The sequence below is a fragment of the Bradyrhizobium sp. SZCCHNRI3052 genome (assembly GCF_032484895.1).
In the GTDB taxonomy this organism is placed as follows: domain Bacteria; phylum Pseudomonadota; class Alphaproteobacteria; order Rhizobiales; family Xanthobacteraceae; genus Bradyrhizobium.
The window spans coordinates 199492-223065 of record NZ_JAUETW010000006.1 but is presented as its reverse complement, the minus strand read 5'-3'; the positions used below and the strand labels follow the sequence as shown (position 1 = coordinate 223065).

Annotated in this window: 23 protein-coding genes; 16 read left to right on the top strand and 7 right to left on the bottom strand. The window is 66.0% G+C overall.

Annotation, left to right across the window (positions count from 1 at the left end; all coding sequences use genetic code 11):
• The first annotated feature begins 3 nt into the window (after positions 1-3).
• The 11 genes from QW887_RS18740 to QW887_RS18690 all read left to right on the top strand — a co-directional run bounded on the left by QW887_RS18740 (position 4) and on the right by QW887_RS18690 (position 10434).
• Entirely contained in the window at positions 4-1659 is a 1656-nt protein-coding gene (locus tag QW887_RS18740) for a nitrite/sulfite reductase (protein WP_315826004.1), read from the top strand.
• The gene (locus QW887_RS18735; protein ID WP_316194808.1) at positions 1646-2164 is read left to right on the top strand and encodes a DUF934 domain-containing protein; all 519 of its coding nucleotides are present in this window, start codon (positions 1646-1648) and stop codon (positions 2162-2164) included. Before QW887_RS18740 ends, QW887_RS18735 begins: the two co-directional genes overlap by 14 nt.
• Complete coding sequence (locus QW887_RS18730; protein ID WP_315713860.1) at positions 2161-2886, top strand: phosphoadenylyl-sulfate reductase; 726 nt, start codon at positions 2161-2163, stop codon at positions 2884-2886. The genes QW887_RS18735 and QW887_RS18730 overlap by 4 nt, the downstream gene beginning before the upstream one ends.
• A gap of 214 nt (positions 2887-3100) precedes the next feature.
• The gene (locus QW887_RS18725; protein ID WP_315714369.1) at positions 3101-4090 is read left to right on the top strand and encodes a sulfate ABC transporter substrate-binding protein; all 990 of its coding nucleotides are present in this window, start codon (positions 3101-3103) and stop codon (positions 4088-4090) included.
• A 207-nt stretch (positions 4091-4297) separates the two neighbouring features.
• Positions 4298-5134 (top strand): sulfate ABC transporter permease subunit CysT, encoded by an 837-nt coding sequence (gene cysT / locus QW887_RS18720; protein ID WP_315713861.1) that lies wholly within the window; start codon positions 4298-4300, stop codon positions 5132-5134.
• A gap of 8 nt (positions 5135-5142) precedes the next feature.
• Positions 5143-6051: a sulfate ABC transporter permease subunit CysW gene (cysW, locus tag QW887_RS18715; RefSeq protein WP_316165794.1), complete on the top strand. Its 909-nt coding sequence runs from the start codon at positions 5143-5145 to the stop codon at positions 6049-6051.
• The gene (locus QW887_RS18710; RefSeq protein ID WP_315713863.1) at positions 6041-7078 is read left to right on the top strand and encodes a sulfate ABC transporter ATP-binding protein; all 1038 of its coding nucleotides are present in this window, start codon (positions 6041-6043) and stop codon (positions 7076-7078) included. Before cysW ends, QW887_RS18710 begins: the two co-directional genes overlap by 11 nt.
• A 363-nt stretch (positions 7079-7441) precedes the next feature.
• A complete protein-coding gene (locus QW887_RS18705; RefSeq protein WP_315714371.1) occupies positions 7442-7957 on the top strand; it encodes a CAP domain-containing protein in 516 nt (171 codons plus the stop codon).
• Between the two features lie 140 nt (positions 7958-8097).
• Positions 8098-9273, top strand: a complete 1176-nt coding sequence (locus QW887_RS18700) for a patatin-like phospholipase family protein (protein ID WP_316159343.1) — start codon at positions 8098-8100, stop codon at positions 9271-9273.
• A gap of 4 nt (positions 9274-9277) precedes the next feature.
• Positions 9278-10069: a 3-hydroxybutyrate dehydrogenase gene (locus tag QW887_RS18695; protein ID WP_172134430.1), complete on the top strand. Its 792-nt coding sequence runs from the start codon at positions 9278-9280 to the stop codon at positions 10067-10069.
• Between the two features lie 113 nt (positions 10070-10182).
• Positions 10183-10434, top strand: coding sequence for a SemiSWEET transporter (locus QW887_RS18690; protein ID WP_315713865.1), 252 nt, complete (start codon positions 10183-10185; stop codon positions 10432-10434).
• Between the two features lie 14 nt (positions 10435-10448).
• Here the strand turns inward: QW887_RS18690 and QW887_RS18685 are convergent, their stop codons facing one another.
• The 3 genes from QW887_RS18685 to QW887_RS18675 all read right to left on the bottom strand — a co-directional run bounded on the left by QW887_RS18685 (position 10449) and on the right by QW887_RS18675 (position 13612).
• On the bottom strand, positions 10449-11108 hold the full coding sequence (locus QW887_RS18685; protein ID WP_316188039.1) for a L,D-transpeptidase: 660 nt from the start codon (positions 11106-11108) through the stop codon (positions 10449-10451).
• A 175-nt stretch (positions 11109-11283) separates the two neighbouring features.
• Positions 11284-12660: a lipopolysaccharide biosynthesis protein gene (locus QW887_RS18680; protein ID WP_316194807.1), complete on the bottom strand. Its 1377-nt coding sequence runs from the start codon at positions 12658-12660 to the stop codon at positions 11284-11286.
• 112 nt (positions 12661-12772) lie between these two features.
• Positions 12773-13612: a protein-disulfide reductase DsbD domain-containing protein gene (locus QW887_RS18675; RefSeq protein WP_315713869.1), complete on the bottom strand. Its 840-nt coding sequence runs from the start codon at positions 13610-13612 to the stop codon at positions 12773-12775.
• Between the two features lie 136 nt (positions 13613-13748).
• Here QW887_RS18675 and QW887_RS18670 point away from each other — a divergent pair, with 136 nt between their 5' ends.
• Entirely contained in the window at positions 13749-14399 is a 651-nt protein-coding gene (locus tag QW887_RS18670) for a YqgE/AlgH family protein (RefSeq protein WP_315713870.1), read from the top strand.
• 237 nt (positions 14400-14636) lie between these two features.
• Here QW887_RS18670 and QW887_RS18665 read toward each other — a convergent pair whose 3' ends face one another.
• Together QW887_RS18665 and QW887_RS18660 are read right to left on the bottom strand one after the other, a co-directional pair.
• A complete protein-coding gene (locus QW887_RS18665; protein ID WP_316172639.1) occupies positions 14637-15524 on the bottom strand; it encodes a TauD/TfdA family dioxygenase in 888 nt (295 codons plus the stop codon).
• Between the two features lie 136 nt (positions 15525-15660).
• Positions 15661-16440, bottom strand: a complete 780-nt coding sequence (locus QW887_RS18660) for an SDR family NAD(P)-dependent oxidoreductase (RefSeq protein ID WP_316172638.1) — start codon at positions 16438-16440, stop codon at positions 15661-15663.
• Positions 16441-16576: 136 nt separating this feature from the next.
• Here QW887_RS18660 and QW887_RS18655 point away from each other — a divergent pair, with 136 nt between their 5' ends.
• The 3 genes from QW887_RS18655 to QW887_RS18645 all read left to right on the top strand — a co-directional run bounded on the left by QW887_RS18655 (position 16577) and on the right by QW887_RS18645 (position 19021).
• Positions 16577-17719: a PQQ-dependent sugar dehydrogenase gene (locus QW887_RS18655; RefSeq protein ID WP_315713873.1), complete on the top strand. Its 1143-nt coding sequence runs from the start codon at positions 16577-16579 to the stop codon at positions 17717-17719.
• 121 nt (positions 17720-17840) lie between these two features.
• Complete coding sequence (locus tag QW887_RS18650; protein ID WP_315713874.1) at positions 17841-18575, top strand: SDR family oxidoreductase; 735 nt, start codon at positions 17841-17843, stop codon at positions 18573-18575.
• A 74-nt stretch (positions 18576-18649) separates the two neighbouring features.
• A complete protein-coding gene (locus QW887_RS18645) occupies positions 18650-19021 on the top strand; it encodes a CsbD family protein (RefSeq protein WP_315713875.1) in 372 nt (123 codons plus the stop codon).
• Between the two features lie 133 nt (positions 19022-19154).
• On the opposite strand, the gene QW887_RS18640 is transcribed toward QW887_RS18645, so the two are convergent.
• Positions 19155-20909 carry a DUF459 domain-containing protein gene (locus tag QW887_RS18640; RefSeq protein ID WP_315713876.1) on the bottom strand — a complete coding sequence of 585 codons (1755 nt, stop codon included), beginning with the start codon at positions 20907-20909 and terminating at the stop codon, positions 19155-19157.
• Positions 20910-21049: 140 nt separating this feature from the next.
• On the bottom strand, positions 21050-22444 hold the full coding sequence (locus tag QW887_RS18635) for a lytic murein transglycosylase (RefSeq protein ID WP_315713877.1): 1395 nt from the start codon (positions 22442-22444) through the stop codon (positions 21050-21052).
• Between the two features lie 218 nt (positions 22445-22662).
• Between QW887_RS18635 and galU the strand changes: the two genes are divergently transcribed.
• Complete coding sequence (galU, locus tag QW887_RS18630) at positions 22663-23544, top strand: UTP--glucose-1-phosphate uridylyltransferase GalU (RefSeq protein ID WP_315713878.1); 882 nt, start codon at positions 22663-22665, stop codon at positions 23542-23544.
• Positions 23545-23574 lie beyond the last annotated feature (30 nt).

Below are 23574 nucleotides of genomic sequence, written 5' to 3'. Positions count from 1 at the left end.
GTCATGTACGCTTATGACGAAATCGACCGCACCTTGGTCAACGAGCGCGTCGCCGAATTCCGCGACCAGGTGAAGCGGCGCCTGTCGGGCGAATTGTCCGAGGACGAGTTCAAGATGCTGCGGCTGCAGAACGGCGTCTATCTGCAGCTCCACGCCTACATGTATCGCATCGCCATCCCCTACGGCACGCTGGCGTCGAACCAGCTTCGCCGGCTGGCCCATGTCGCGCGCCGCTACGACCGCGGCTACGGTCACTTCACGACGCGGCAGAACATCCAGTTCAACTGGATCAAGCTCGCCGAGCTGCCGGATGCGATGGCCGACCTCGCCGAGGTCGGCATCCAGTCGATGCAGACCTCCGGCAACAACATGCGCAACGTCACCTCGGATCAGTGGGCGGGCGTCGCGCCGGGCGAGGTCGAGGATCCCAGGATCTGGGCGGAGCTGCTGCGCCAGTTCACCACGCTTCACCCGGAATTCTCGTTCCTGCCGCGCAAGTTCAAGATCGCGATCACGGCGTCCGACCACGACCGTGCCGCGATCAAGATCCACGACATCGGCCTGCGTCTCAAGAAGAACGAGCAGGGCGAAACCGGCTTCGAGGTGCTGGTCGGCGGCGGCCTCGGCCGCACGCCGTTCATCGCCAAGACCATCAAGCCGTTCGTCCACGGCCACGACATTCTCAGCTATGTCGAGGCGATCCTGCGCGTCTACAACCAGTACGGCCGCCGCGACAACATCTACAAGGCGCGCATCAAGATCCTGGTGCATGAGCTCGGCATCGAGAAGTTCGCCGCCGAGGTCGAGGAGGAGTGGCAGCAGATCCGCGACGGCGTGCTCAAGCTCGATCAGGGGATCATCGAGGACATCCGCTCGCGCTTCTTCTATCCGGCCTACGAGACGCTGCCGCACATGCCGGAGGAGCTGAAGCAGGCGGCGCACGATCCGAAGTTCGAGGCATGGCGCAAGAACTCGGTCTTCCCGCACAAGGTGCAGGGCTATGCCATCGTGACCGTGTCGCTGAAGCCCATAGGCAAGCCGCCTGGCGATGCGACCGCCGACCAGATGGATGCGCTGGCCGACATCGCCGACAAATACTCGTTCGGCGAGATCCGGGTCGGGCATGAGCAGAACCTGGCGCTGCCGCACGTCCGCAAGCGCGACCTGCCGGCGGTGTGGAAGGCGCTCGAGGCCATTGGCCTCGCGATCCCCAACGTCAACCTCGTGTCCGACATCATCGCCTGTCCGGGCCTGGACTACTGCTCGCTGGCGAACGCGCGCTCGATCCCGATCGCGCAGGAGATCACGCGCCGCTTCGCCAATCACGACACGGCGAACCTGATCGGCCGGCTGCACATCAACATCTCCGGCTGCATCAATGCCTGCGGCCACCATCATGTCGGCCATATCGGCATCCTCGGCGTCGAGAAGAACAACGAGGAATTCTATCAGATCACGATCGGCGGCCGTGCCGACGAGGGCGCCGTGCTCGGCACCCTGATCGGACCCGCGGTGCCCTATGCCGAAGTGGCCGATGTCGTCGAGGACATCGTCGAAGCCTATCTTGCGCTGCGCGCGAGCCCCGAGGAGCTGTTCGTCGACACGGTGAAGCGGCTCGGGGTCGAACCATTCAGGGAGCGGGTCTATGCCACTCGTTAAGGGCGGACACATCATCGCGGACGCGTTCGTCCGCCTCACCGACGATGCCGAACTGCCGGCGCAGGGCGCGATCCTCGTCTCCGAGACGCGTTTTCTCGCCGGCCCCGACGCGCTGGTCAGCCGCTCCAGTGGCAAGCTCGGCGTGATCTGGCCGAACAATCGCGACGTCGACGATCTCGTGCCGTATCTCGACCGGCTCGCGCTGGTCGCGCTGGTGTTTCCGAGTTTTCGCGACGGCCGCGCCTATACCCAGGCGCGTCTGCTGCGTGAGCGCCATGGCTTCCGCGGCGAGCTGCGCGCGACGGGGCAGGTGCTGCGCGATCAGTTCGTGTTCATGCTGCGCGCCGGCTTCGATGCCTTCGACGTCAAGAAGCAGGCCGATGCCGAGGCGTTCACCGAGACCGTGAAGCGCTATTCGGTGTTCTACCAGCCGACCGGCGACGGCCGGATCTCGGCGCTGCATCAGCGCCTGCAACTGCGCCATTCGGAGAGTGCCGGGCTGTGAGCACGCTGGCTGCATCGCCTTCCGTTGCGGAGATCCCGGTCGCGGCGCTCGACGCCGCGCTGCGCACCGCCGCGCCGCATGAGGTCATTGCCGCTGCTCTCGCGGCGATCGGTCGCGAGCGGCTGGCGGTGGTGTCGTCGTTTGGAACGGAGTCGGCTGCGCTCCTGAAGGTGACGTCCGACGTCGATCCGGCGATCCCGGTGATCTTCCTCGACACCGGGCACATGTTCGCGGAGACGCTGGCCTATCGCGACCGGCTCATCGAGATCCTCGGCCTGCAAGACGTCCGCTCGATGAAGCCGGACGCCGCCGCGCTCGAGCGCGAGGACGCCGACAACGATCTGTGGTTCTCCGATCCCGACGCCTGCTGCCGCATCCGCAAAGTCGAGCCGCTGGCACGCGCGCTGGCGCCGTTCGCCGCCTGGATCAACGGCCGCAAGCGTTTCCAGGGCGGCTTGCGGGCGGCGATCCCGGTCGTCGAGCAGGACGGCGTGCGGGTGAAATTCAATCCGTTCGCCAATGTGACCCGCGAGGAGATCGCGGCGATCTACCGCTCTGCCAATCTGCCGCAGCATCCGCTGGTCGCCGCCGGCTTCCGCTCGATCGGATGCATGCCCTGCACAAGCCGCGCCGACTCCGGCGAGGACGAGCGGGCCGGCCGTTGGCGCGGCCGTGACAAGACCGAATGCGGCATCCACACGATCGCGACCTCGAAGGTGTAGTTCGAAACTCACCGGCCGGCTGACCTGGCAGCCCATGACGACATTGTGCCGCGGCAAGAACAGCTATCCCAACGCCGAGCGCTTCGTAGCAAAATGCCTATGTCCGGCCGGAAACAAGAAAATCCGGTTCCGTTGACTCCGACGTGAACATTTGGCGATCTGCAGTGCGCGCCTGCAACATTGCGGGCGGTGAATGGAACGGAGAGCTTGGATGATGATGCGACGTCTTCTGGCTGCGGTCGCAGGCCTGGCATGGGCAGGATCGGCCTATGCCGCGGACATCAGTCTGCTCAACGTCTCATATGACCCGACCCGCGAGCTCTACGTCGAGTTCAATAAGGCGTTTTCAGCCGCCTATCAGAAGGAGACCGGCAAGAGCGTCGAGGTCAAGCAGTCGCATGGCGGCTCCGGTGCGCAGGCCCGCAGCGTCATCGACGGGCTGCAGGCCGACGTCGTGACCCTGGCGCTCGCCTATGACATCGACGCGATCGCGGGCAAGGGTCTGCTCGACAAGGAATGGCAAAAGCGACTGCCGCAGAATGCCTCGCCCTACACCTCGACCATCGTTTTCCTGGTGCGCAAAGGCAATCCCAAGGGCATCAAGGACTGGGACGACCTGCTCAAGAAGGGCGTCGACGTCATCACGCCCAATCCGAAGACATCCGGCGGCGCGCGCTGGAACTATCTGGCCGCCTGGGGCTATGCGCTGAAGAAGTTCGGCTCGGCCGACAAGGCCAAGCAGTTCGTCGGCGACCTCTATCAGCACGTCCCTGTGCTCGACACCGGCGCCCGCGGCGCCACCGTGACCTTTGTGGAGCGCGGTGTCGGCGACGTCCTGCTCGCCTGGGAGAACGAGGCGCATCTGGCCCTGCGTGAGTTCGGCAAGGACAAGTTCGAGATCGTCGCGCCGCAGCTGTCGATCCTGGCCGAACCGCCAGTTGCGGTGGTCGACTCGGTGGCCGACAAAAAGGGCACGCGAAGTGTGGCTGAATCCTACCTGAAATACTGGTATACAAAGGAAGGTCAGGAAATTGCCGCACGCAACTCCTACCGTCCGCGTGATCCCGAGGTGGCCAAGAAGTACGAGGCTGCCTTCGCCAAGGTCGAGTTGTTCACCATCGACGAGGTGTTCGGCGGCTGGACCAAGGCCCAGAAGGACCATTTTGCGGAAGGCGGAATCTTCGATCAAATCTACAAGAATTGATCGAATCAGAAGGAACAAGTTGGTGACCGCCGATCTGATACGGCTTCGAGACAACAAGGCAAGAAGCTGGCGTTGCGGCGATCTGCGATATCGCGCATGAGACGCGGTCCCCGGTCTCGATTGCCGAGACGAGGCTGGGGGCGGCGGCCGGACACCACAATCGATTCAAGCCCATCGACACCGATCATCAACGGACCAGGCCTTTTTTTGAACGTACTTGCACCACGTCGCAGCACCTTGCCGGGCTTTGGTCTCACCATGGGGCTGACGCTGACCTGGCTGTCGCTGATCGTCCTGATTCCACTGGCGGGACTGTTCGTCCGCTCGACCGATCTCAGCCTGGAGCAGTTCTGGGGCATCGTCACCAGCCGTCGCACCTTGAGCGCGCTGAAGATCTCGTTCGGGCTCGCCTTCGCCGCCGCCTGCGTCAATCTGGTGATGGGCACCATCGTCGTCTGGGCGCTGGTGCGCTACCGCTTTCCCGGGCGCCGCCTGTTCGACGCCATCGTCGACGTGCCGTTCGCGCTGCCGACGGCGGTGGCGGGCGTGGCGCTGACGGCGCTGTTCGCACAGAAGGGCTGGCTCGGCGCGCCGCTCGCCGCAATGGGCATCAAGGTGGCGTTCACGCCGCTCGGCATCTTCGTTGCGATGATCTTCATCGGCATCCCCTTTGTCGTCCGCACCGTGCAGCCGGTGCTGATCGATCTCGATCCGGAGATCGAGGAGGCGGCGGCGAGCCTCGGCGCCGGGCGCTGGCAGATCGTGGCCCGCGTGATCCTGCCGAGCCTGACGCCGGCGCTGCTCACTGGCTTCGCACTCGCCTTTGCGCGCGCTGTCGGCGAGTACGGATCGGTGATCTTCATCGCCGGCAATCTGCCGAACGTCTCCGAGATCGCGCCGCTGCTGATCGTGATCCGGCTGTCCGAATTCCGCTACGCCGATGCCACCGCGATCGCGGTGGTGATGCTGGTCGTGGCGTTCCTGATCATCTTTGCCGTGAACCGGTTGCAGCGCTGGGCGCAGAGCCGGGCGCCCTTGAACTAGGACCCGACATGAGCGTGGAGATGACCCTGCAGGCGCCATCCGTGGCATCGTCCGCGGCCAGCCCGCACGTCGCGCAGGCCGGCCGCCCCGATCCGCGCACCGAGCCGCGCCTGGTCCGCATCGTCATCACTACGCTGGCGTTGGCGTTCCTGTCGGTGTTCGTGGTGCTGCCGCTGATCGTCGTGTTCGTGGAAGCGTTCGGCAAGGGCATCGCGGCCTATTTCACCGCGCTTGCCGACGCCGAGGCGTGGGCCGCGATCCGCCTGACGCTGCTGGTGGCGCTGGTCTCGGTCGGGACCAATCTCGTGTTCGGCCTGTGCGCCGCCTGGGCGATCGCCAAGTTCGACTTTCCGGGCAAGACGTTCCTGATCACCCTGATCGATCTGCCGTTCTCGGTGAGCCCGGTGATATCGGGCCTCGTGTTCGTGCTGCTGTTCGGCGCGCAGGGGTTCTTCGGTCCGTGGATGCAGAGCCATGGCCTGCAGATACTGTTCGCCTTTCCCGGCATCGCGTTGGCGACCGTGTTCGTGACCTTCCCGTTCGTGGCGCGCGCACTGATCCCGCTGATGCAGGAGCAGGGCACGCAGGAGGAGGAGGCGGCGATCTCGCTCGGCGCGTCCGGCCTGCAGACGTTCTTCCGCGTCACCCTGCCGAACATCAAATGGGGCGTGCTGTATGGCGTGCTGCTCTGCAACGCGCGCGCGATGGGCGAGTTCGGCGCCGTCTCGGTCGTGTCCGGCCATATCCGCGGCGAGACCAATACGATGCCGCTGCTGGTCGAGATCCTCTACAACGAATACCAGATGGTCGCCTCATTCGCGATCGCCTCGCTCTTGGCGATGCTCGCGCTGATCACGCTGGTCGTCAAAACCGTCCTCGAACGGCAACTCGATGAGGGAGGTCCGCGTGACCATTGAAGTCAGGGGTGTCGTCAAGACGTTCGGCACGTTCAAGGCCCTCGACGGCGTCGATCTCAAGGTCGCCGACGGCGAATTGCTGGCGCTGCTGGGCCCGTCCGGGTCGGGCAAGACGACCTTGCTGCGGATCATCGCCGGGCTGGAGTGGCCCGATTCCGGCGAGATCCTGTTCGACGGCGAGAGCGCGCTCGATCGCGGCGCGCGCGAGCGTCACGTCGGCTTCGTGTTTCAGCACTACGCGCTGTTCCGGCACATGAACGTGTTCGAGAACGTCGCCTTTGGCCTGCGCGTGCAGCCGCGCCGCATCCGCAAGAGCGAGGCTGAGATCCGCGCGCGCGTGAAGGAGCTGCTCGACCTCGTCCAGCTCGACTGGCTCGCCGATCGCTATCCGAGCCAGCTCTCCGGCGGCCAGCGCCAGCGCATCGCGCTGGCGCGCGCGCTCGCCATCCAGCCGCGCATCCTCCTGCTCGACGAGCCGTTCGGCGCGCTCGACGCCAAGGTGCGCAAGGAGCTGCGGCAATGGCTGCGCACCCTGCATCACTCGATCAACGTCACCTCGATCTTCGTGACGCATGATCAGGAGGAGGCACTCGAGGTCGCGCACCGCGTCGTGGTGATGGACAAGGGCCGCATCGAGCAGGTCGGCTCGCCGAGCGACGTTTACGACAGTCCGGCGACGGCCTTCGTGCACGGCTTCATCGGCGAATCGATCATGCTGCCGGTGGAGATCTCCGGCGGCGCCGTGCATCTGAACGGGCGGCCGCTGGACCTGGCTGCAGAGGGCGTGGCCGCGGGCGCCTCGACCTTGTTCGTGCGCCGGCACGACATGCTGATCGGCTCCGCGGACAGCGGCACGCTGCACGGCGCCGTCACCCACGTCCGCAGCTTCGGCCCAGTGCAGCGCGCCGAGATCGCGCTGACTGAAGGCTCGACCATCGAGATCGACGCCCCCCGCGACCGCGAGCTCCGCATCGGCGACCGCATCGGCCTGAAGCCGCGGCATTATCGGATTTTCGCGGCCGGGTAGGGGCTGTTCGGGCTCGTCCCGGATCGCTGCCAAACATGCGGTGTCGTCCCGGACAAGCCCGGCAACGCGAAAGCGTTGGCGGGCGCTGATCCGGGAACCATACGCCGTGAAGCTTGCTTGAGGCACGCCGGAGCGGCATCGGGTCTCACCACGACCGCTGCGGAGTAAGGTCCCGGCTCAAGGCCAGGACGACACCGAGGGCGTCGTGCCGTTCCTGGCTTGACCGAACTGCTCCTATGGTTGACGAACGGTTGCCGGCAGGAATGGCCGCAATTGTCGCGACGGAACTTACCGCCGATTCACCTTTCAGCCACGGTTGATGTGCAACAACCCGCCTCTCGCATCGGCATAGGGATTGGTTCATTGAAGCGTCTGGCTCTCGCTCTCTCCATTGCATTCCTGCTCGCCGGCTGTGCGGCCGAGACGCCGGTCGTGCAGGCGCCGACCATGTATGCCGATATGGCGGTCGCGGGCGCCAAGCTCGATGCGGTGGCTGCGGCGACGATGATCTCGCAATACCGCCAGAACAACGGGCTCGGCACGGTCGAGGTCGACCCCGAGCTGATGCGGCTGGCGGAATCGCAGTCGCAGGCGATGGCCGACAAGAACAAGCTCGATCATGACGTGCGCGCCCCGCTGGCGAAGCGCCTGACGGGTGCCGGCTATGACGCTGTCGTCGCGGTCGAGAACGTGTCGGCCGGTTATCACACGCTGGCGGAGGCGTTTTCCGGCTGGCGTGACTCGCCGCCGCATCGCGCCAACATGCTCAAGAGCGGTGTCACAAAAATAGGCATCGCAGCGAGCTATGCTCCGAACACCAAGTACAAAGTGTTCTGGACCATGATCCTGGCCGCGCCGGACGGCAAGAAGCCCTCCTGACAGGCTGGGCTGCCGCCGCCCTGCGCAGGCCGCGTGCGCATGGCTCGCGCGCGAGTCAGGCCGGCCTAGCCCTTGGGGTGGATTGACGTCACCGCGAAGTGACGCCACGGTGGCGCCTTGCTTTGCTAATGACCGCGGTAATGACGCAACATCCATTTCCCCCGCTGCCTGCAACCCCCGCCGAATCGCAACGCGTGCTCGTCCTGCAGGGCGGCGGCGCGCTCGGCTCCTATCAGGCCGGCGCCTATCAGGCACTGTGCCATTTCGATTTCGAACCGGAATGGGTCGCCGGTATCTCGATCGGCGCCATCAATGCCGCGATCATCGCCGGCAACGACCGGGAGAAACGCATTGGCCGTCTCAAGGAATTTTGGGAGATGGTGTCGTCGCCGGTGCCGTGGAAGCCGCTGCTCAATGGCGATCATCACCGCTCGGCCTTCAACGAAGTCAGCGCCGGGCTGATCGCGGCGTTCGGCGTGCCCGGCTTCTTCACGCCGCGCTTCCCACCGGCGCCGCTGTGGCCGTCAGGCACGCTGCAATCGGTCAGCTATTACGACACCGCGCCGCTCAAGCGGACCCTGGAACGGCTGGTCGATTTCGACCGCATCAACGATCTGAAGACGCGGCTCTCCGTCGGAGCCGTCGGCGTCACCACCGGCAACTTCACCTATTTCGACAATGTCGAATTCAGGAAGCAGGGCAAGCGGATCGGGCCCGAGCACATCATGGCGTCGGGCGCGCTGCCGCCCGGCTTCCCGCCGGTCGAGATCGACGGCGAGCACTATTGGGACGGCGGCATCGCCTCCAACACGCCGCTGGACTACGTGCTCGATACCGAGACCGATCGTGATCTGCTGATCTTCCAGGTCGATCTGTTCTCCGCGCGCGGCGATCTGCCGCGGACGCTGCTGGAGGCCGCCGAGCGCGAGAAGGACATCCGCTATTCCAGCCGGACGCGGATGAACACCGACAAGAACCGCATGATCCACAACACGCGCAAGGCGCTGCGCGAGCTCTATGCCAAGCTGCCCGACGAGCTGCGCAACGATCCCTCGCTCGAGATCCTGTGCAAGGCGGCGCAGGAAAACACCGTCACGGTGGTGCACCTGATCTATCGCAGCAAGAACTACGAGACGTCCTCCAAGGACTACGATTTTTCCCATGTCGCGATGGTCGAGCATTGGGAAGCGGGCGTGCGCGATGTCCACCAGTCGATGCGCCACAAGGACTGGCTGGAGCGGCCGCAGTCCGGCGAGACCATGGTCACCTACGATCTCACGCAGGACGGCAGTCTCGCTGCCGCCAAGAAGGAGTGAAGCAATGACGACGAATCTGAAGGGCAAGACCGCGGTCGTGACCGGCTCGACCAGCGGCATCGGGCTGGCCTATGCGCGCGCCTTCGCGTCCGCCGGCGCGAACATCGTGCTCAACGGTTTCGGCGCGCCAGCCGACATCGAGAAGGAGCGTGCGGCGATCGAGAGCGACTTCAAGGTCAAGGCCGTGCACTCGCCGGCCGACATGAGCAAGCCGGCCGAGATCGCCGGCATGATCGCGCTCGGCGAGACCACGTTCGGCTCGGTCGACATCCTCGTCAACAATGCCGGCATCCAGTTCGTCTCGCCGGTCGAAGACTTCCCGCCGGAGAAGTGGGAGCAGATCATCGCGATCAACCTGTCGTCCGCGTTCTACGGCATCCGTGCCGCCGTGCCCGGCATGAAGAAGCGCGGCTGGGGCCGCATCATCAACACGGCGTCCGCGCATTCGCTGGTCGCCTCGCCGTTCAAGTCGGCCTATGTCTCGGCCAAGCACGGCATCGCCGGCCTCACCAAGACCGTGGCGCTCGAACTCGCGACCTTCAAGATCACCTGCAACTGCATCTCGCCGGGCTATGTCTGGACGCCGCTGGTCGAGAAGCAGATCCCCGACACGATGAAGGCGCGCAACCTCACCAAGGAACAGGTCATCAACGACGTGCTGCTCGCGGCGCAGCCGACCAAGGAGTTCGTGACCTCCGAGCAGGTCGCGGCGCTGGCGCTGTTCCTGTGCGGCGACGATGCGGCGCAGATCACCGGCACCAACCTCTCGATCGACGGCGGTTGGACGGCGGCGTAACGATCGCAGGGAGCGCTGAACAAGGCACCAGTTTCGCGCCGGGGCGGGTTTCGCTTCGGCGCGGTCCATTCTACAAGCGTGCGTTTCCACGACCAGCGCACGGACCCTCGACCTTGCTCACCACCATCATCGGCCTCGGCGCCGCCATCTGCACCACGAGCTCGTTCCTGCCGCAGGTCATCAAGGCCTGGCGGTCGCGCTCGACCCATGACATCTCGATGGGCATGTTCGTGCTGCAGACCACCGGCAACTCGATGTGGCTGCTCTACGGCGCGCTGATCAGCGACCTGCCGCTGGTCGTCGCCAACGCGATCACGCTCGGCCTGGTGGCCGCGATCCTCGGCCTGAAGCTGCGCTACGGCTAGGAAACCGCAGCCGGTCAGCTGCGGCGGGCGAACACGTTCGCAGTGGTGGACGCGACGCTCTGGCCCGGCGGCAGCACGACCACGGTCGATCCGAGCTGGACGTGGTTGTAGAGGTCGGCGACGTCGGTATTGGTCATGCGGATGCAGCCCGACGAGATCGCCTGGCCGATATATTCGGGCTGGTTGGTGCCGTGGATGCGGTACAGGGTGTCCTTGTTGCCCTCGTACAGATAGATCGCGCGGGCGCCGAGCGGATTTGCCGGGCCGCCGGCGACGCGCTTCGGATACGGCCCGAGGCGCGCCTGGATGTCCGCGGTGGGAACCCAGTCCGGCCATTCCGCGAGCTTGCCGACGGTGGCGACGCCGGAGAAGGCCATCGCCTCTTCGCCGACGGCGACGCCGTAGCGGATCGCCTTGCGGTCGGGCAGCACGTAGTACAGGAAGCGCGCATCGGTATCGACGACGATGGTGCCCGGCTGTTCCTGCCGGGTGTAGTCGACGATGTGGCGCTGGAACTGTTGCGGGATCTGCGCCTCGGCATAGGGCGCGTGCGCCAGCAACTGACGGTCGCGGGGCGTCAACGCCGCGTCTGACGTCGGCGACAGCGTCGCTTCCATGCAGCCGGCCAGCATCACGGTTCCGGCCAGCGATAGTGCGACCCCCAGTCTCGACATCTCATTCTCCCCCAGCGCGCATTCAAATCATGTGCCCGGAGGATCGCGCCAATATCAAGGCGTTGCACCCAACACTTGCGTGATCGCCGGGCGAGACGAGGCGTGGCGGCACGACGCTCGCAGTTCCGCCAAGGCGAGGCCAAGATGACGCAACAGATGCGTCAATATGGTTTCCTCAAGATGCCTTGCCGAAGGCGAGGACATGCAGCCCGAGCCGCTGCTTGACGATCCGGAACAGCAGCACGGTCTCGAAGGCCAGCGACAGCGAGGTCGCCGCCGCGGCGCCGTGGCCGCCGAACTGCGGCACCAGCAGGATGCAGAGCACGAGGTTCATGACGAAGGCCGCCGCATAGGCCATGGCGCAGGCGCGCTGCTGGCCCAGCATGTTGAGCAGCCGCTCCACCGGTCCGATCGCGGCGCGTACGACGAGCCCGATTGCGGCGATGAACATGATGTCGTAGCCGGCGGTGAACTGCGCGCCGAACAGAAACAGCAGCGGCTTGCCGAACGCGAGCAGCACCAGCGTCGCCGCGAGCGACGGCCAGAACGTCCACTTGATCGCATGCGCGACATAGGCCGACAGCCGCGCCTTGTCGCCTAGCGCGTGGTATTCGGCGAAGCGATGCGCCGTCGTCGCCGACATCGCGTAGTGGATGAACGACACCAGCGCGAGCGTCTTCACCACCGCGAAATAGATGCCGACCTCCTCGGAAGAGCGGAATTGCTGCAGCACCAGAACGTCGGTGTAGGACAGCAGCAGATAGAAGCTCTCGACCAAGAGGATCGGCAGCGAGATCGCGAGCCAGCCGCGGAGATCATATTGTTTGGGACCTGGCTCGACGTGGCCGCGGAGCCGGTTGTTCAGCACCAGCATCTGGCCGAGCATCGCGAGCCACACCGCGGCCGCGCTCGCGGCCATCGCAGCGGTGGCGCCGAGATCGAGGCCGAGCACGAAGGCGCCTGCCGTGAAGCCGATGATCAGCGTCTGGCGGATGATGAATTGCGGCATCAGGCCGAGCGTCATCCAGTCGTGCGAGCGGGCGATGCCGTCCTGGGTGTTGGCGACGACGAAGGCCGGCAAGGTGAGGCAGCCGATGTAGAGCGGCATGCGCTCGCCGGCGTCGATCCAGGGCGACAGCAGCGCGATCAGGCCGGCGAGCAGCAGCGCCGCAGCGGTGGACGTCGCCAGCGTCAGCCAGCGTCCGCCGGAGAGGAAGCCGCGCAGCAGCGCCTGCTGGCCCGCGGTGCGGTAGTCCGGAATGATCTTCTGCGCCGAGGAGGCGATGCCGACATCCAGCATGCTGCCGAGCAGCAGCACCCAGGTCCAGACATAGACATAGGTGCCGTAGTCCGAGCCGCCCATCCAGCGCGCGAGCAGGATCTGGCTGAGATAGGCGAGGCCCGCGCTGAGCACGCGGATCAGGAAGATGGTGCCGGCCAGGCGGCGCGTCAGCGATGCCTCGCCGCTGCCGCCGAGCGCGGCCAAGCGCGCCTTCAGGCGGGCCGCGAGGCCGCTCGATGGGGGGGCGTTGCGGGCATCCATCACAGCCACGGCGGGGTCCGGCTCCACGGCCGCACGGATGGCGGCGATGGTGCTTCCCTATCAACGCAACGTTAAGATTGAGTTGGGCCGGCGCCGCGTCGGTCGCGCGGCGCTACAGCCGTCACGGCAGAGTGAAGTTGAACTCGTAAGACTTGTCGGGGCCGACCAGCGTGAATTTCAGGGCCGCGCCGTCCGGCTTCACGCCCGGCGGAACGCCGTCGAGCTCGAAGGCGAAGCGCTTGATGCCCGGCATGCCGCTGTCGCGCACGGTCGGGATCGGCAGTGCCCAGTCAGGCGTCGGCCCCTCGACATAGAGCTGGACGCCGCGCGGATCAGCGACGGCGACGTCGACGACGACGTCCTTCGGGCCGTCGCGCTTGACGTCGCGGATCGTCAAGGGAATGGCGTCGCCGACAGTGGCCGGCTTCGGCACCGTGTCGAGGGCCGCCGAGAGCGCCGTATCCTCGGTGCTGGCGACGCTGGTGAAGGCGAGCTCGGCCTTTGCCTCGACGGGAATGCAGATCTTCTCGCAGACCGCGTAGCTGACGTCGGCGCGCAGGGTCATCGGCTTGTCGGGGTTCTTGGCGACGATGCGCAGCGGCAGCACGACCTGATCATGATAGCCGAGCGAGTGTCCGCCGGCGCCGTCGTCGAACTTTGTTGGCGCAGGCCACAGAACCGTCACCGCTTCGACGTTCTCCGACTTGGAAAAGTCGAACCGCGGCGGCACGCCAGAATCGCCGGGCGTTCGCCAATAGGTCTTCCATCCCGGCTGCAGCGCGAAGGCGATGCCGCCCAGCATGACCGGACCGCTGCGCGAGCCCGCGAGCAGGCGCACCGCGGAGTGGCTGTCGCGCTGCCAGGGCGAGGAATCCTGCGCCTGCGCGCCGAACGCAAGGCAGGATGATACGACGGTCGCGACGAGCAGTGTGGCAGAGTGGTGAGGAACCAAGGCGGACATGAGACGTCTTTAGAGTGCGGTTCGGGCGCAAACCATTGAAATGCTTGTGAGCAGATTTCCTCGCGAGGACCTGAACCTTGATTGACAGATGCGCATCCCAATATCAGGATATCGATGATCATGAGAGTCCTTGCGGATGAATCCTGAGGCAAAAAGGCTGGGCGACATTCGCCGCAAAGTGACGGGGATCGGGGATCACACCTCTCACGGTGGTTACCTCGACGGTCAGCTGCTGGTTGCGATGCCCGTGATGGGCGATTCCCGTTTCGAGCGCTCGGTGATCTATCTCTGCGCGCATTCGGCCGAGGGCGCCATGGGTATCATGGTGAACCGGCCGGCGGGCAGCATCGACTTCCCTCAGCTCCTGATGCAACTGAATATCATCGAGAAGAGCGATCAGATCAGCCTGCCCGACAGCGCCGAGACGATGAAGGTGCTGAGCGGCGGCCCGGTCGATACCGGGCGCGGCTTCGTGCTGCATTCGAGCGACTACTTCATCGCCAACGCGACCTTGAAGATCAACGACGGCGTCTGCCTGACGACGACGATCGACATCCTCAAGGCGATCGCCAAGGGCGACGGTCCGAAGCACGCGATCCTCGCCCTCGGCTATGCCGGCTGGCGCGCCGGCCAGTTGGAGGAAGAGATCCAGGACAATGGCTGGCTGCACTGCGACGCCGATCCGGAGCTGATCTTCGGCGACAATGTCGACGCCAAATACGATCTCGCGCTGCGCAAGATCGGCATCGATCCCGGCATGCTGTCCAACGCCGCCGGGCACGCATAGGCCTTATCGTCCGGTTGGAGCTCCCGCGCTCGCTGGGATCAGAGAAGGCTTAATGGGGCGCTCTGCCTCTCCGCCGTCATTGCGAGCGCAGCGACTTGTCCGCCGAAGCTTTGAGAGCGTAGGCGGAAGCCATCCAGAATGTCCCCCGCGGATGCAGTCTGGATTGCTTCGTCGCTTCGCTCCTCGCAATGACGACATGGAGAGGGATGAGGCCGCGCATCTCTGCTGAAGGCAGAACTATTCCGCCGCCTGCTGCGCGACCGTCGGTTCGGTGCCGGCCACCGTGGCGCGGCGCATGTCGCGCGGTTGCGACTGATCGTAGCGGCGCACGCGATGCATGGTCTGCCTGTTGTCCCACATGATCAGGTCGTGCAGCGTCCATTTGTGGACGTAGACGAACTCGGGCTGCGTGGCATGCTCGGTGAGGTCGCGCAGCAGCAGCCGGCCTTCCGGCATGCTCATACCGATGATGGCGCCGGCATGCGATGACAGATAGAGCGACTTGCGGCCATGGGCAGGATGAATGCGGACCAGCCGCTGCCTGACCGGTTTGAACATCTCCTTCTCCTCGTCGGTGTAGTCGAGGAAGCCGAGCGCGCCGCGCGAATACATCAGCGAATGTTCGCAGACGAGATCCTCGATCTCGGCCTTGGTCTCCCGGTCGAGCGCGTCATAGGCGGCGCGCATGTCGGCGAATTCGGTGTTGCCGCCCTTCGGGTTCACGATCCGCGCCGAGAGGATCGAGTATTTCGCCGGGATCGGCCGGAACGAGCTGTCGGAGTGCCACAGGCAGTTGCCGAGATTGAACAGATGCGTGCGATGGTCTGATGGCAGCGGCTTGCCATCCTTGCCGAGATTGGAGACGTCGTTGAGGCCGGTGGTGAGGCGGTAATCCTCCTTCTTGGTGACGGTGCCGCCGCGCGCCTGCTCGCGGTCGCCGAAGCTGAGCGCGAAGGCGAGCTGCTGCTCGTCGGTGACGTCCTGATCGTGAAATACGAGAACGGCGTAGTGATCGATCGCGGCCTGCAACTGCGCGACCTCGTCCCGAGCGAGAGGCTTTCGCAGATCGACACCGGATACTTCGCCGACGAAATGCCGATGCAACTGCCGGATGGCGATCGCCATGGTCTCCTCCTCGCGTCCTCATCAGGGCGGACTCCTGTCCGCTTCTTCTGATGGAAGAGGCTACGCCGGCGATGCGCGAAGTCAACGCAAGGCGCGGATCGCCGACCGCACGGCTGTCATGCCGGCGCGTCAGACGTCATGCATTGCGGGCCATCAGCCCGCCGTCCACGGGGATCACCGCTCCGGTGAGGAACGAGGCCGCCGGCAGGCACAGGCTCAAGGTCATGTGCGCGACTTCTTCGGGATCGCCGTAGCGGCCAAGCGCGGTGCGGCGCCGTGCGTAGACCGCCTTCTGCTCATCTGGAATGCGCGCGGTCATCGCCGTGGTGATCGGGCCCGGACAGATGCAGTTGACGGTGATGCGATCGCGGCCGAGCTCGACCGCGAGCGAGCGCGTCAATCCGGTCACCCCGGCCTTTGCAGCCGAATAGGCGCTGTGCCGCGCGGTTGCGCCGAGCGCCTCGGTCGAAGCGATGTTGACGATGCGCGGGCTGTTCGAGCGGCGCAGATGCGGCAGCGCGGCACGGATGACGCGCTGCTGCGCCGTCAGCATGATGGCAAGCCCTCTTGCCCAGGCCTCGTCGTAGGATTCGTCGTCGATCGCGACATGCACCGAGATGCCGGCATTGTTGACGATGACGTCGAGCCCGCCGAAATGCGTCGCAGCATCGCCGACGACGGCCGCGATGGCGTTGCGGTCGACGAGGTCGAGCCGCCAGGCGCGCGCCGTTCCGCCGCTGGCCTCGATGTCTGCCGCCACCGCGCGGGCCGCGTTCTCATCGACATCGGTGACTGCGACCCTGGCGCCTTCATCGGCGAACACGCGCGCGGTCGCGCGCCCCATCCCCGACGCGGCGCCGGTGATCAGGACGGTCAATCCCTTGACCGAGCGGCTGAGTTGCCTGTGCTGGTGCATATTTGCGGCTCACGGAAAAATGCGGATCGCATGCTCGCCGTCGGGATTATCACTGATCGGACGTATTCGGTAGGCACCGATCCGGCATGGCCGAATTCTCGTTGCCGACAACACGGATCAACAAACCGGAGTGATCATGGTGCTCTCCACGACCTTCCTGCGCCTGGCATTGGTGATGGGACTCGTTGCGACCACGGCCGCGCGAGCCGAGAGCATCAATGCCGGCGATCGCAAGGCAAGCGCCGTGCGCCCGTTCGAGGCGCGGAGCGTTGCCGAATTCGATACGCCCTGGGCCATCGCCTTCCTGCCGGATGGGCGGATGCTGGTCACGGAGAAGCCAGGCCGGATCTTTCTCGTCACGCAAGGTGGGCAGAAGATCCAGATCGGCAACGTGCCTGCCGTCGCGGCGCGCGGACAGAACGGCCTCCTGGACATTGCGGTGTCGCCGAGCTTCGCGACGACGTCGCAGATCTATCTCACCTACACCGAGCCGAGCAGCGAAGGCAGCCGGCTCGTCCTGACCCGTGCCGTGTTGTCGGTTTCGAATGACAACGCCACGCTGACCGACCCCACCGTCATCTGGCGCCAGACGCCCGCCGGCGGCGGCGGGCAGCCCGGCGGCATCATCGCGTTCGATCCGTCGGGAACGCATCTGTTCCTGACGGTCGGCGACCGCATGCAGCCGAACAGCGCCCAGGATCCACGTCAGGCGCGCGGCAAGGTGCTCAGGCTCGATCTCGACGGCGCGACTCCGTCGGACAATCCCATGGCCGAGGACAAGGGCGTGCCGGCCCAGACGTGGACCACCGGCCACCGCAATCCCTACGGGCTCGCCTTCGCATCAGATGGCAAGCTCTGGCTGCACGAGATGGGACCACGCGGCGGCGACGAACTGAACCTGATCGAGCCGGGCAAGAACTACGGCTGGCCGCTGGTGTCGAACGGCGACAATTACAACGGCACGCCGATCCCGCGGCATGCGACGCGGCCCGACCTCGCGCCGCCGCCGCTCTATTGGGATCCTGTGATCGCGCCGGCCGGCCTGGTCTTCTATGATGGTCCGATGTTTCCGCAATGGAAGGGATCGGCGCTGATCGGAGGCTTGCGGGTGCACGCGCTGGTCCGCGTTGCCTTCCGGACCGATGGTCAGCCTGACGAGGCCGAGCGCTGGGACATGGGCGAGCGCATCCGCGACGTCGCCGTGGCGCCGGACGGCGCCGTCTGGGTCATCGAGGACGACTCGCCCGGCCGCCTGCTGCGGCTGACACCGATGAAGTAGCTGCGCAGCAGCATTGATGCGAAGGCGCCGATGCCGGGGTCGCCACAGCCCGCGATGCCGTTGACAGGGCCTGCGCCGATCCCCACACCATCCGACAAACAACAAGAGAAGGAGTGGGGAGATGAACGCGCTCGATTTCACGGGACGCTCGGTGCTGGTGATCGGCGGATCGAGCGGCATCGGCAACGGCATCGCGCAGGCGTTTCGCGCGCAGGGCGCGCGCGTCGACGTCAGCGGCACGCGGGCGAGCGCCGCCGATTATGCCGAAGGTGAGGGCTCCGATCTCGCAGGGGTGAACTACCATCAGCTCGATGTGAGCGATCCCGGCGCGATCGAGAGCTTCGCGCCGCGGCTCGATCGGCTCGATGTGCTGGTGCTGGCGCAGGGCGCGGTATTGTACCGGCGCGGCGAATTCGCCATGGAGGGCTTTCGCAAGGTGGTCGAGGTCAACCTCATCAGCCTGATGGCCTGTGCGACGAAATTTCACGGCCTGCTGCGCGATGCCAGGGGCGCGCTCATCATCGTCTCGTCGACCGCGGCCTATCATTCGACCATGGGCAATCCGGCCTACAACGCCTCGAAAACCGGCGCGATGGGATTGACGCGAACCCTGGCCGAGGCGTGGGCGGAAGACGGCATCCGCGTCAACGGGATCGCGCCCGGGCTCGTCGACACCAAGATGACCAAGGTGACGACCGCCAATCCGAAGCGCCTCGAGGGCGCGCTGCAGCGCATTCCGCTGCGGCGGCTGGGGACGCCGCAGGACATGGCCGGTGCGGCGCTGTTCCTGGCCTCGCCGCTGTCGTCCTACATCATCGGCCAGACCCTCGTCGTCGACGGCGGCCTGATTTTGTAGTCGTCCGGAACCTGCGCCGTGCTGGCCGGTTAGCAGGCCAGCAATCCCGCACAATGCAGAGAAGGAGAGCGGCAATGGATCAGGATCGGCTGACCGGTACGGCCAAGGATGTCGCAGGCAAGATCGAAGGCGGCGTCGGCGAGATGTTGGGCGACAAGAGCACGCAGGCGTCGGGGCGTGCGCGCGAGGCCTCGGGCGTCGTGCAGAACATGTATGGCCAGGCCAAGGACGCGGCGCGCGAGGCCGGCGATGCGGCGATGGATTTCGCCAAGGATACGTTCGGCAACGGCTCCGAGACGCTGCGTGACGGCACGCAGGCGCTGACCAAGCGGGTTCAGGACAATCCGATGGGCGCGCTGCTGGTCGCCGGCGGCATCGGCTTCCTGCTGGCGATGCTGATGCGCTCGCCGAGCCGGCCGCAGCCGCCGCAGCGCTGGCGCTACTGAGCCTGCAAAGACCCGCTGACGATCAGATGACAATCAGCCCGCATTCGCTCTCGAATGCGGGCCGATTTGTCATTGGCACCTTGGTCCGGAATGATCCGCGTCGATCGCCCTCAGCGCCGAAATGTGGTCACGATCAGCGGCCCTGGGTCTCCAGCGATGCTGCCGAGCGGCCGACCAATCCTGGCGGCCGCGGCGGCGCGTTCGGATTGCGCGCGGCGGGCGGCCGCGCCGGCTGCTGTTGCTGCTGAGGCGCGCCGAAGCCGAAAAACTCACGAACGCCCTGATTCGGCTGCGGCGTTTGGGCTGGCGGCTGCTGGGTGGGCGCCCCCGGCGTGGTCAGCCGCCTTTGCCGCGGCTGCGGCGACACCGGCCCAGGTGCTGCCGGCGTCGCTTCCGCCGGCGAAGTCGCTGCCATCGGCGCTTCGGGCCGGGTCGGCTCCTTCGGCGGCTCCTTGGCCTGCTCACGGCCGACCTCGCGGCGAGGCCAGACGAAATCGTCGGCGCGGCCGGCCGGCGGGCTCAGCGCCTCGCCCTTGACCAGGGTTCGGGCCGCCAGCGCGTCGATCGCCGCAGGTCGGGAGCCGGGGCCGCCCAGCAACTGATCGGTGCCGACGGATGACGCCACCAGCGGCAGGATCGGGCCGGCGACTGGCCGCGGCGCCGGCTGGCCCGGTACGGCATTGGCGTCCGGCGTGGCCGGCTCGTTCGGCAGCTCGAGCGGCGCGGAACGGGCCGCGAGCAGCCGGTTGATCTCACGCTCGGCATAATGGGCGAGCTTGCGCGCGCCCGGCTTGGTGAAATAGACGCCGTCATAGGAGCGCAGCTGGCGGATCTGGCCCTCGAAGTCCGGGCCTTTCTGCAGGAAGCGGCCGGCCTCGTCGACGAAGCCGTCCCAGACATCGACATAGGTGATGCCGGCCTTGCCGGCGGCATCGCGATACAGCGAGTCGAGGAACAGCGTGTCCGCCGTCCCCTTGGGACCGCGAACCGCGGGCAGGCCGACCCAGAGCACGGGCACGCCCTTGCTCTTGGCGATCGCGATCATCTCCTCGATCTTCTTCGTATACAGCTCGACCCAGCGCTCGTCCCGGAACTCGTAGAGGCCGCCCGGCGAGCGGGCGGCCTTCTCCGGTGCCGCGACCGCAGGCGTGTCGTTGTCGGCCTCGTCCTGCGGCAGATCGGTATCGGCAGCCTTGTCGTCGGGCTTGGCCGCCGTGTCGGCCTTGCCATCCGGCTTGGCTTCGCCCGGCTTGGCCTCACCGGGCTTTGTCTCACCAGGCTTTGTCTCACCAGGCTTGGCCTTGGCATCCTTCTTGGCCTTGTCGCCCTTCTTGTCGTCGGTCTTCTCGATCGCGGGCTCGCGCAGCGAGATGCGGTCGTTGAGGCCGAGCATGATGACGATGGCGTCGGCGCGTTCGGTCGCCAGGATACCCTTGGCGGCGGCGGCCCAGTCGGCCGGCTCGCCCCTGGGCTGATACTTGATGAGGCCCGACGTGGTCCGGATCCTGCGGGTCACGCCCATGTCGGGCTGCTCGGCATAGGCCTCTTCCAGGCCATAGGCGAGCCAGTCGGCCATGGCGTCGCCGAGCACCAGCACGTAGCGGTCCGGCGCGCCATCACGCTTCTCCGGCGGCGGCGCCTTGGAATAGTCTTGGATCACCCTCTTCGGCTGTTGCTGCGGGAACGGAGCGAAGAATTCGCCGCCGAACCAACCTCCGCCACCTCCACCGCCGCGCGGTGCCGGGCGGGGCGAAGCGAACGGGTTGAAGTTGAAGAACTGGGCCGAGGCGGGACCGGCGATGCCGACGAGCATGGCGATGACGACCGCCAGCACGACCAGCGGGCCGGGCTCGTTCAACAGCTTGAGGATGGACTTCAGCTTTGACATGCGCACCCGTCGCGCGGCGTGATCGTGACGATTCATATAATAGGACGCGAATCAGGCCGCAAACGGGCATTCACCGGATGGTGTTGACGGCGCCGGTAATCGCCCCAGAAGGTTACCGGCAGGGCAGATTGGGGCTGCGATCAGCGCGTCCGCAGCCGTTCGAGCACATCCGAGGTGGCAAATCCGTCCGCCGGCGCCCCGATCGAGGCCTGGAAGTTCCGCAGCGCCTCGCGCGTCTGGCCGCCGAACTGGCCGTCCGGCGTTCCGCGGTAAAATCCGCGCTCGGCGAGCAATTGCTGCAGCTCGAGCCGCTCGCCGCGCGACAGCGTTCGCTCCTCGCGCGGCCAGGCCTGAACGAACGGCGGTGCGCCGCGGAGGCGGTCGGCGAAGTGTCCGATCGCCAGCGCATAGGCTTCCGCAGGGTTGTATTTCATGATGACGCGGAAGTTCTGCAGCATCAGGAAGCCGGGGCCCTGGGCGCCGGCCGGCGCCAGCAGATAGGCCTTTTCGGCGCCAGTCGGGAACGGCTGACCGTTGGCCCGCCGCAGGCCGAGCTGTTCCCACTGGGCGAAGCTCATGCTCTTGGCGCGGTCGGCGAGCATGTAGTTGAAGCCCTGGGGCACCACGACCTCGTAGCCCCAGCTCTGGCCGCTCTGCCAGCCGTCCTTCTTCAGATTGTTGGCGGTGGAGGCGATCAGGTCGGCCGGATTGTCGACGACGTCGCGGCGGCCGTCACCATCGGCATCGACGGCGAAGCGCTTGAACGCGGTCGGCATGAACTGGGTCGGGCCGAAGGCGCCTGCCCAGGAGCCGCGCAACTGCTCGGGGCGCAAATCGCCGCGATTGAGGATTTCCAGGGCGGAGAGGAACTCATCCTTGAAATAGGCCTGGCGGCGGCCGATGCAGGCGAGCGTCGCGGTCGACTGCAGCACGCTACGGTCGCCGATCTGGGTCGAGTAGTTGGACTCGATGCCCCAGATCGAAGCGACGATGTAGCGGTCGACGCCATAGGTACGCTCGGCCGCATCGAACTGCGGCTTGTACTTCGCCAGCACCTCGCGGCCCTTCGCCAGCCGGTTGTCGTTCACCAGGATGTCGAGATAGTCCCAGATCGATTTGGTGAATTCGGGCTGCGCGTCGAGCAGGTCCATGATGCGCAGGTCCGGCGACAGGCCGGCGGTAAAGCGCTGGAAATTGTCCTGCGTGATGTTGCGTCGTGCGGCATCTGGCCACATGCCGGCGACGCAATTGTCGAAATTGCCGGCGGCTTCGCGGATCGCCGCCGCCGTCATCAGCGGATGGCCGGAGGCGCCGTCCTGGCCGCTCCACGGCTGCGGCCCGCCGGCGGCAGGGGGCTGGTTGGGGGCGGGGTCGCCCTTCGTCAGGGTGCCCGTGAACAGGCCGTCGAGAAAGTTCAGCGGCCCGCCTGAGGATTGCGCGACAGCGGAACCAGACACCACCGTCAACGCCGTGACCAGAACCGCCGCGCCAGCACCGGCCTTCAGAGCTGTCAGCATCACGTTCCGTCGCATCATGTCTCGATCCAGATCGCATGGAAGATCGGCCTCCACGAGGCCCGGTCCTGCTTAACGGGAGATTAACAAGGTTAACGATTTCCGCAGCGAAATTTAGCCGTTCGGTCCGTGTCGAGCGGAACACTGGACCAACATCCGCCTTTGTTCTCGGCTGCAAACGAGCTACCTAAAATGCGATCGATTTCGCATTCATATCGCCACAAGGTCTAGTCATCCCCATGAAGATCCGCAAAGCCGTTTTTCCGGTCGCCGGTCTCGGCACCCGCGTCCTGCCCGCCACCAAGGCGATGCCGAAGGAAATGCTGACGATCGTCGACAAGCCGCTCATCCAATACGTCTTCGACGAAGCCAAGGAGGCGGGCATCGAGCATTTCGTGTTCGTGACCGGGCGAAACAAGACCGCGATCGAGGATCATTTCGACCGCATGTACGAGCTCGACGCGACGCTCGCGGCGCGCGGCAAGAAGACCGAGATGGAAATCCTCGCGCGCGACCAGCCGGAGGCCGGCGCGGTCAGCTTCACCCGCCAGCAGGCGCCGCTCGGGCTCGGCCATGCCGTGTGGTGCGCGCGCGACATCGTCGGTGACGAGCCGTTCGCGGTGGTGCTGCCCGACGAGCTGGTGCTGAACGCGCCGGGGTGCCTGGCGCAGATGATTGCTGCCGCCAGCAAGCTGCCGGAAAAGAGCAACGTGCTCGCCGTGCAGGAGGTGCCGGCCGATCAGACCCATCAATACGGCATCTGCGGCGTCGGCAAGCGCGACGGCAAGATGTTCGAGGTCGACGGCATGGTCGAGAAGCCGGCCAAGGGCACCGCGCCGTCGAACTTCTCGATCACCGGGCGCTACATCCTGCAGCCGGAGATCTTCCAGATCCTCGCGACGCAGGAGCGCGGCGCCGGCGGCGAGATCCAGCTCACCGACGCGATGATCGGTCTGTCGAAGACGCAGAAATTCTACGGCGTGGACTTCGACGGCGAGCGGCATGATTGCGGCTCGAAGTCCGGCTTCCTGAGGGCCAACATCGCCTTCGCCATGGCGCGAGCCGACCTGCGCGATGGCCTGCGCGCGGACATGAAGCGCTATCTCGAAGGCAAGGGCTGAGGCCAAGCCGGCGCGAAATGCCGCGCCTTC